The following is a 6,874-nucleotide window of genomic DNA, read 5'->3' as shown; positions in this document are numbered from 1 at the left end:
CGCGACCGGCCAAAGCATTGATCCGGATCAATGAACGCCATCGCACGAATGGCCACAGTGCCGGCATGCGCACCCCGTTCAAGCTCGCCATTGCCCTGGCCGCCACCTTGGCCGCCGCTTACGGCATCGCCCGCAGTACACCGTACTGGTTCGCCCCACCGCAACACGCCGAGGTCGACATCCACGACCCGGCCCTGATCGAACAGGGCCGGTACCTGTCGCGTGCTGCCGACTGCGCCGCCTGCCATACCGCACCGGGCGGCAGGCCGTTCGCCGGTGGCCTTGGCATGCAGACCCCGATGGGCACGCTGTACTCGACCAACATCACACCGGACACGGAGACCGGCATCGGCGCATACGACTACGCCGATTTCGAGCGCGCGGTGCGGCGTGGCATCCGCCATGACGGCCAGCCGCTGTATCCGGCCATGCCCTACGCCTCGTACGTGATCGCCAGCGATGCCGAGATCAAGGCGCTGTATGCCTACTTCATGGGTGCGGTGCAGCCGGTCCGGCAGGACAACGCCGACAGCACGATTCCGTGGCCGGCAAACATGCGCTGGCCGCTTGCCTGGTGGCAGCTGTTGTTCGCACGCCCGCGCAGCTTCAGCCCTGATCCCACCCTGGATGCCGGCCAGCAGCGCGGCGCCGAACTGGTTGAAGGCCTGGCCCATTGCGGCGCGTGCCATACCCCGCGTGGGCTGGCCTTCCAGGAAAAGGCGATGGCCGACGATGGCAGCCGCCAGTTCCTGTCCGGCTCGGTGCTGGAAGGCTGGTATGCGAAGAACCTGCGCAATGAACAGACCGGCCTGGCCAGCTGGAGCGAAGCCGAAATCGTCGAGTTCCTGCGTACCGGCCGCACCGATCGCTCCGCGGCTTTCGGCGGCATGGCCGATGTGGTCGAGCACAGCACGCAGTACCTGTCCGACGCCGATCTGCTGGCGATGGCGCGGTACCTGAAGCAGCTGCCGGCCCGCGAAGGGCGCAGCGCGCAGTGGACGCCGGGCACCGACACCACTACCGCCGCACTGCGCGGCGGCGACTACCGGGTGGCCGGTTCGCTGGCCTACGCCGAACACTGCCAGGCCTGCCATCGCGCAGATGGCCGCGGCATGCCACGGGTCTACCCTGCCCTGGCGGGCAACTCCATCGTCTTCGCCGATGATCCCAGCTCGCTGGTGCAGGTAACCCTCACCGGCGGGCGCACGCCACATACCGCGCATGACCGCATGGCATTCACCATGCCGGGCTTCGAGCAGCTGCCCAATGCGCAGCTCGCCGATATCCTCACCTTCATCCGCAACAGCTGGGGCAACCAGGCCAGCGCGGTCACTGAACTGGACGTAGCGCGCATGCGCCGGGTGGTGCGTGACAAGCCGGCGCATGTGGTCCCGCAGGAGACGGCGCAATGAGGCGTTCGAAGAAGCGTTCGACAGTGTTGATCGCCAGCGCGGTCGTTGCGGTGCTGCTGGCCGGTGCTGGCACGCTGCTGTACCAGCACCTGTACCCGGACCTGGACGCGGAAGTCGCGAGGACCCTGGACATCCTCGACAGCCACGGCCAGGTGGTGGGCCAGTACCACGTGCCCAGTGCCGAGGAGATCGCCAGCCTCGGCAACGCCGACGCGGTGATGTTCGGCCGTCGCCTGCTCAACGAGACCGCACGCCTGCTGCCGGACAACGTCGGCAACGATCTGAACTGCAATTCGTGCCACATGGCCGAGGGCAAGCGACCGTTCGRCAACCACTACTTGAACACCGGAGGCGGCAGCTACCCGCGCTACATGCCGCGACCGGGCAGGGAAATCGGCCTGGCCGAGCGCATCAACGGTTGCCTGCAGCGTTCGATGAACGGCAAGCCGCTGGCCAAGGACGCGCCGGAGATGCGTGCGATGCTGGAATACATGGCGTGGCTGAGCCGCCCGGTACCAGAGGGTGCGCGCGTGGCCGCGCCCAGCGAAGGGCCGATCGACAGCACGCTGACACCGGACCCGATACGTGGACAGACGCTGTATGCCGCGCAGTGCGCCGCCTGCCACGGCGACAACGGCGAAGGCCGGCGCGACGCCAGCGGCGATATCGCGTTCCCGCCGTTGTGGGGCGAGCGCAGCTTCAACATCGGTGCCGGCATGGCGCGGCTGTACAAGGCCGCAGGCTTCGTCAAGCACAACATGCCGCCGGCAATGACCCGTGAACCGCCACTGGGCCAGCAGGTGATGCCCGACCAGGACGCGGTGGATATCGCCAGCTACTTCATCAACCAGCCGCGCCCGGACTTCGCCGGCAAAGCCAAGGACTGGCCGCGTGATCCGAAACCGAAGGACGCGCGCTACTGACCAACGCCCCGGTCTTGCCGGCCGTCACACAACACACTCCCTGCATCTGCGCGTCACCGCCATGTCATCGGCGCTGCCGACACTCCCGGACTTTCCTCCCTTGAAGGTCCGGTTTCGATGCGAACGATTGCGCGCTTTCCCCGTATCTCGCTGCTTGCCCTGCTGATTGCTCCCGCACTGGATGCCCTGGCTGAAGCACCGCAGGGCGATGTGGCCGATACGCGAAGCGCCGACGCGCGGACCCTGGACCAGGTACAGGTGATCGGCCAGGCCACCAGCTATGCCAAGACCTCGGTGCGCCAGGAAACGTTGAACCGGCAGACGGTGTTGAGCAGCGTCAATGGCGCGCTCAACGAAGTGCCCGGCGTGGTCGTCAGCGAAGCCGATGCCACCGGTTCGTCGGTGTGGGGCACGCAGATCAGCATGCGCGGCTTTGTCACCAACCGCGACACCCAGCAGATCGGCACCACCATCGATGGCCTGCCCAATGGTGGTTCCGGTTATGGCGGCGGCTCGCTGGCCAACCGCTACATCGACACGCTCGACCTGGAAACGGTGGAAGTGAGCCAGGGCACGGCCGATATCTCCTCGCGCTCGAACGAAGCACTCGGTGGCACGCTGAACTTCCTCACCAGCGACCCACTGCAGGAGCAGCGACTGCGCATGGTGGTGGGTGCCGGTGACAATGAAGCGCGCAAGTATTACGTGCGCTACGACACCGGCCTGCTTGCAGGACACACCCGCGCGTGGATCAGCGCATCGTCGGCGCGCGTGCATGACTGGATCGACGGCACCGGCCACACCAGCAACGACAACATCGCCGGCAAGTTCATCACCGAACTGGACCGCTGGACCCTGACCGGCTACCTGTCCTACAACGATGCCGACGAGCCGGAGTACACCAGTGTTTCGCCGAAGGGGTTCGCCACCAACCCCGACCGCGACGGCCTGGTCGGCACCCTGACCGGCATTCCGTACCTGGACCAGAACTACCGCTCCGGTTCGCGCGCACTGCGCGAGAACACGTTCGGCTACCTGCGCGCAGCCTTCGATGGCGGCAACGGCTTCAAGGCCTCGATGGCCGCCTACGGGCACCGCATGCAGGGCCGCGGTGACTGGCTGCCGCCGTACCTGGCCGACGTCAACGACGACGGTGCCGGTCGCCCGCAGTCGGAGTACCTCGGCGGCAGGACGGTCTACGGTGGCAGCAACCGCGGCCAGATCTACTTCGTGAACCCCGACGGCAGTTCCGCCCAGCGCCTGGCCAGCTGCACGCCGCGACTCGGCTTCAGCGCCGAGTACGACCCCAACTGCTACGCCGGCAACGTGCAGGGCGCGCAGTCCTACCGCCACTCCCACTACGACAACGATCGCATGGGCGTTACCGCCGACGTTGAATGGCGGCAGACCTTCGGCGCCATCGACAACACCGTGCGCGGCGGGCTGTGGGTGGAGAAGCTGGACCGCTCCGTGCGCCGCGATTGGCACCGCCTGCTCAACGTCGGCCAGGACATCGCCTTCGACCACCAGCCCTACTGGGTGCAGTTCGAGGACAAGTACAAGGTCGATGAGCAGATGTACTACGTCGAGGACGTGGCCCGCTTCGGCCCGTTCAGCGCGCGCCTGGGCGTAAAGCAGTTCTTCGTCGACCAGTCCCGCCGCCGCGTGATCGGCGCCGCCGAGAATGTGAAGTCCGACTCGAAGTCCGATCCGCTGCTGTCCACCGGCTTCACCTGGGCCCCGGGTGTGGAGGGCATGGAACTGTTCGCCGGCTACTCGCAGAACTTCGCCGCGATCCCGTCCGGCGTGCTGGGTGAAACCGATCCCCAGCGCTTCCGCAACGTCGAACCGGAGACCGCCGACAACATCGAACTGGGCATGCGCATCAGCCGCTGGCCGCTGACCGCCTCGGTCACCCTGTACAACATCAAGTTCGACAACCGCATCGTCTACCTGCCGGCCGGCCTGGTCAGCGGCATCGACTACCTCGGCGAGACCGATGGCGTCTACGAGAACTTCGGCGGCGTGGAGAGCAACGGCCTGGAAGCGGCCTTCGGCTACGGCTGGGACAATGGCTGGCGCATCAATGCGGCCTACACCTACAACCGTTCCAAGTACCTGGGCAGCGGCAACGACGCGCGCGACACGCAGCTGGGCATCGTCGATGGCGCCAAGGTGATCGGCCAGCCGGAGCAGATCCTGGTGGTGTCGGCCGACTGGCAGGGCGAGAACTGGAACTTCGGCCTGTCCGGTCGCTACCTGGGCGAACGCTACCTGGATGCGGCCAACGTCAACAAGCTGCCCTCGGCCACCGTGTTCAACGCCAACATCGGCTTCGACCTGCAGGGCCTGTCGCCGCGCCTGAAGGGCATGGGCGCCAACCTGGTGGTGAGCAACCTGACCGACAAGCGTTATCTTGCAGGGGTGGACGGCCGCGACAACGCCTTCATCGGCGCCCCGCGCACCGTCGGCATCTCCTTCCGCGTGGACTTGTGAGTGTGACCCTGTGACTGATACCGGCCGACRCCGACTGTTGCAGGCCGGCGTCGCCGCCGGCCTTTCGCCGCTGCTGCCCAGCATCGCCCGGGCAGCAGCGATCGCCCCTGCTTCGCGCACGCGGCCTGTGGCTGCAGCCCGACGCCAGCGGACAACGCGCCATCGCCCCCTTCCCGTTGGATACCGCTGCGCACTTCGGCTACATGCGGGTGGAAGGCACGCCCCACACCTGGCCTGATGCACAGCAGGMGTGGGACCACGGGCGCATGGCGCACTGGCCCAAGGCCAAGCAGAACCACTCGATGGGCTACTTCCAGCGCAGCGACATGCCGTTCCAGTTCGCCCTGGCCGATGCGTTCACGCTGTGCGATGCCTACCACTGCGCGATGCAGGCCGGCACCAACCCGAACCGCGTGTTCCTGTGGACCGGCCACAACGACGCCCAAGGCCAGGCAGGCGGCCCGGTGATCGCCAATTCGCACGACAATTTCCCCGAGCTGGGCGGCCATCCGGACTCGTACCGCTGGGCCAGCTATGTCGAGCGGCTGCAGCAGGCCGGCGTGTCCTGGCAGATCTACCAGGACATGGCCGACAACTTCACCGACAACCCGCTTGCCGGGTTCGAGACCTTCCGCCAGGCGTACCGCGGCGCCCCGGGGCATGACCCGGAGCTGCGCGCGCGCGGCGTCAGTACCCGTGGCCTGGCGCAGCTGCGCGAGGACGCGATCAGCGGCCGCCTGCCGCAGGTCAGTTTCATCATTGCCGACGCAGCCGGCAGCGAGCACCCCGGTCCGTCCAGCCCCGCGCAGGGCGCCGCCTATACCGCGCGCCTGCTGGATGCACTGACCGCCGATCCAGAGGTGTGGAGCCGTACCGCCCTGCTGCTGATGTTCGATGAGAACGATGGCTTCTTCGACCATGTGCCGCCACCCGCACCGCCCTCCCCGCTTGGTGCCGGCTGGGCCGGTGCGTCGGCGGTCAGCACCGAGGGCGAATACCACCGCCACCCGGCACCGGGCGACCAGAAATACGATGCCGCCGAGCTGCGTGGGCGCCCCTATGGGCTTGGCCCGCGCGTACCGTTGTATGTGATTTCACCGTGGAGCCGCGGCGGCTGGGTCGACTCGCAGGTGTACGACCACACGTCGGTGTTGCGTCTGATCGAGCGCCGCTTCGGCGTCGCCGCGCCGGACATCTCGCCGTGGCGGCGTGCGGTCTGCGGTGATCTGAGCAACGCCTTCGACTTCGCCCAGCGCGACACCCGCCCCTTCGCCAAGGCGCTGCCCGATGTCACCGCTGTCGCCGCGCGCGCTGCCGCCCTGCCCGGCCGTACCGTGCCCGCGCTGCCCGATGGCCTGCATCCGGCCCGCCAGGAGCCCGGCGTACGTCCTGCACGGGCACTGCCCTATCGGCCGCACGTGCAGGCCACATCGGTGGATGGTGCTGGTCTCACCCTGCAGCTGGCCAGCGATGGCGCCGCGGCCGTGCTGCATGTCTACGACCGCCTGCGCCTGGACGCCGTTCCGCGCCGTTACACCGTGGTACCGGGTGCCCCGCTGCAGGATCGCTGGCCGCTGGATGCGCAGGGTCGTTACGATCTCTGGCTGCTGGGACCGAATGGATTCCATCGCCATTATCGCGGCGATGGCACGCTCGCGCCGCTGCACGCGCACGTGGAGCGCGCGGACGGCCAGATGCGCCTGACACTGCGCAATCCATCGCCTTCAGCGCGGAAGGTCCAGGTGCAGGCCGGCGCCTACGCCGGCCACATGCCCACCCGCGAACTGCAGCTGGTGGCCGGCGCGGAAACCGTACTGGCCTGGGATCCCGCACCAACCGCAGGCTGGTACGACCTGATCGTGCGCTCGCAGGGCGTCGAGCAACGCCTCGCCGGACGTGCCGAAGACGGCCGGCCTGGCACCAGCGACCCTGCCATGGGCAGCGAACCGCTGCGCTTCGATCACGGCTGAAAGTGATTCTGTGGAGCCGGGCGCGTGCTCGGCTCCACAGGGTGGGACATCCCGCTCAGGCCTCCTGCAACCC

The 6,874-nt window shown here is 67.7% G+C and carries 3 protein-coding genes and 1 pseudogene; all 4 read left to right on the top strand.

From position 1 onward, the window contains the following. The first annotated feature begins 65 nt into the window (after positions 1-65). The 4 genes and pseudogenes from AC1VAN_RS10685 to AC1VAN_RS10670 all read left to right on the top strand — a co-directional run bounded on the left by AC1VAN_RS10685 (position 66) and on the right by AC1VAN_RS10670 (position 6,801). On the top strand, positions 66-1,412 hold the full coding sequence (locus AC1VAN_RS10685; protein ID WP_154881325.1) for a c-type cytochrome: 1,347 nt from the start codon (positions 66-68) through the stop codon (positions 1,410-1,412). Further along, positions 1,409-2,335, top strand: a complete 927-nt coding sequence (locus AC1VAN_RS10680; protein WP_480985776.1) for a c-type cytochrome — start codon at positions 1,409-1,411, stop codon at positions 2,333-2,335. The genes AC1VAN_RS10685 and AC1VAN_RS10680 overlap by 4 nt, the downstream gene beginning before the upstream one ends. Before the next feature lie 117 nt (positions 2,336-2,452). Beyond that, positions 2,453-4,831 (top strand): TonB-dependent receptor, encoded by a 2,379-nt coding sequence (locus AC1VAN_RS10675; RefSeq protein ID WP_313115658.1) that lies wholly within the window; start codon positions 2,453-2,455, stop codon positions 4,829-4,831. Between the two features lie 10 nt (positions 4,832-4,841). Then, a pseudogene (locus AC1VAN_RS10670) lies at positions 4,842-6,801 on the top strand (phosphocholine-specific phospholipase C). The last annotated feature ends 73 nt before the right edge of the window (positions 6,802-6,874 follow it).

It is taken from the genome of Stenotrophomonas sp. 05L44_2, from assembly GCF_056665995.1.
The sequence above is the reverse complement of the archived record's forward strand: the minus strand, read 5'-3'. Positions and strand labels throughout refer to the sequence as shown.

Coding starts and splice junctions, on each gene's coding strand:
- AC1VAN_RS10685 (WP_154881325.1), top strand. CDS start 66: ATGCGCACCCCGTTCAAGCTCGCCATTGCCCTGGCCGCCACCTTGGCC.
- AC1VAN_RS10675 (WP_313115658.1), top strand. CDS start 2,453: ATGCGAACGATTGCGCGCTTTCCCCGTATCTCGCTGCTTGCCCTGCTG.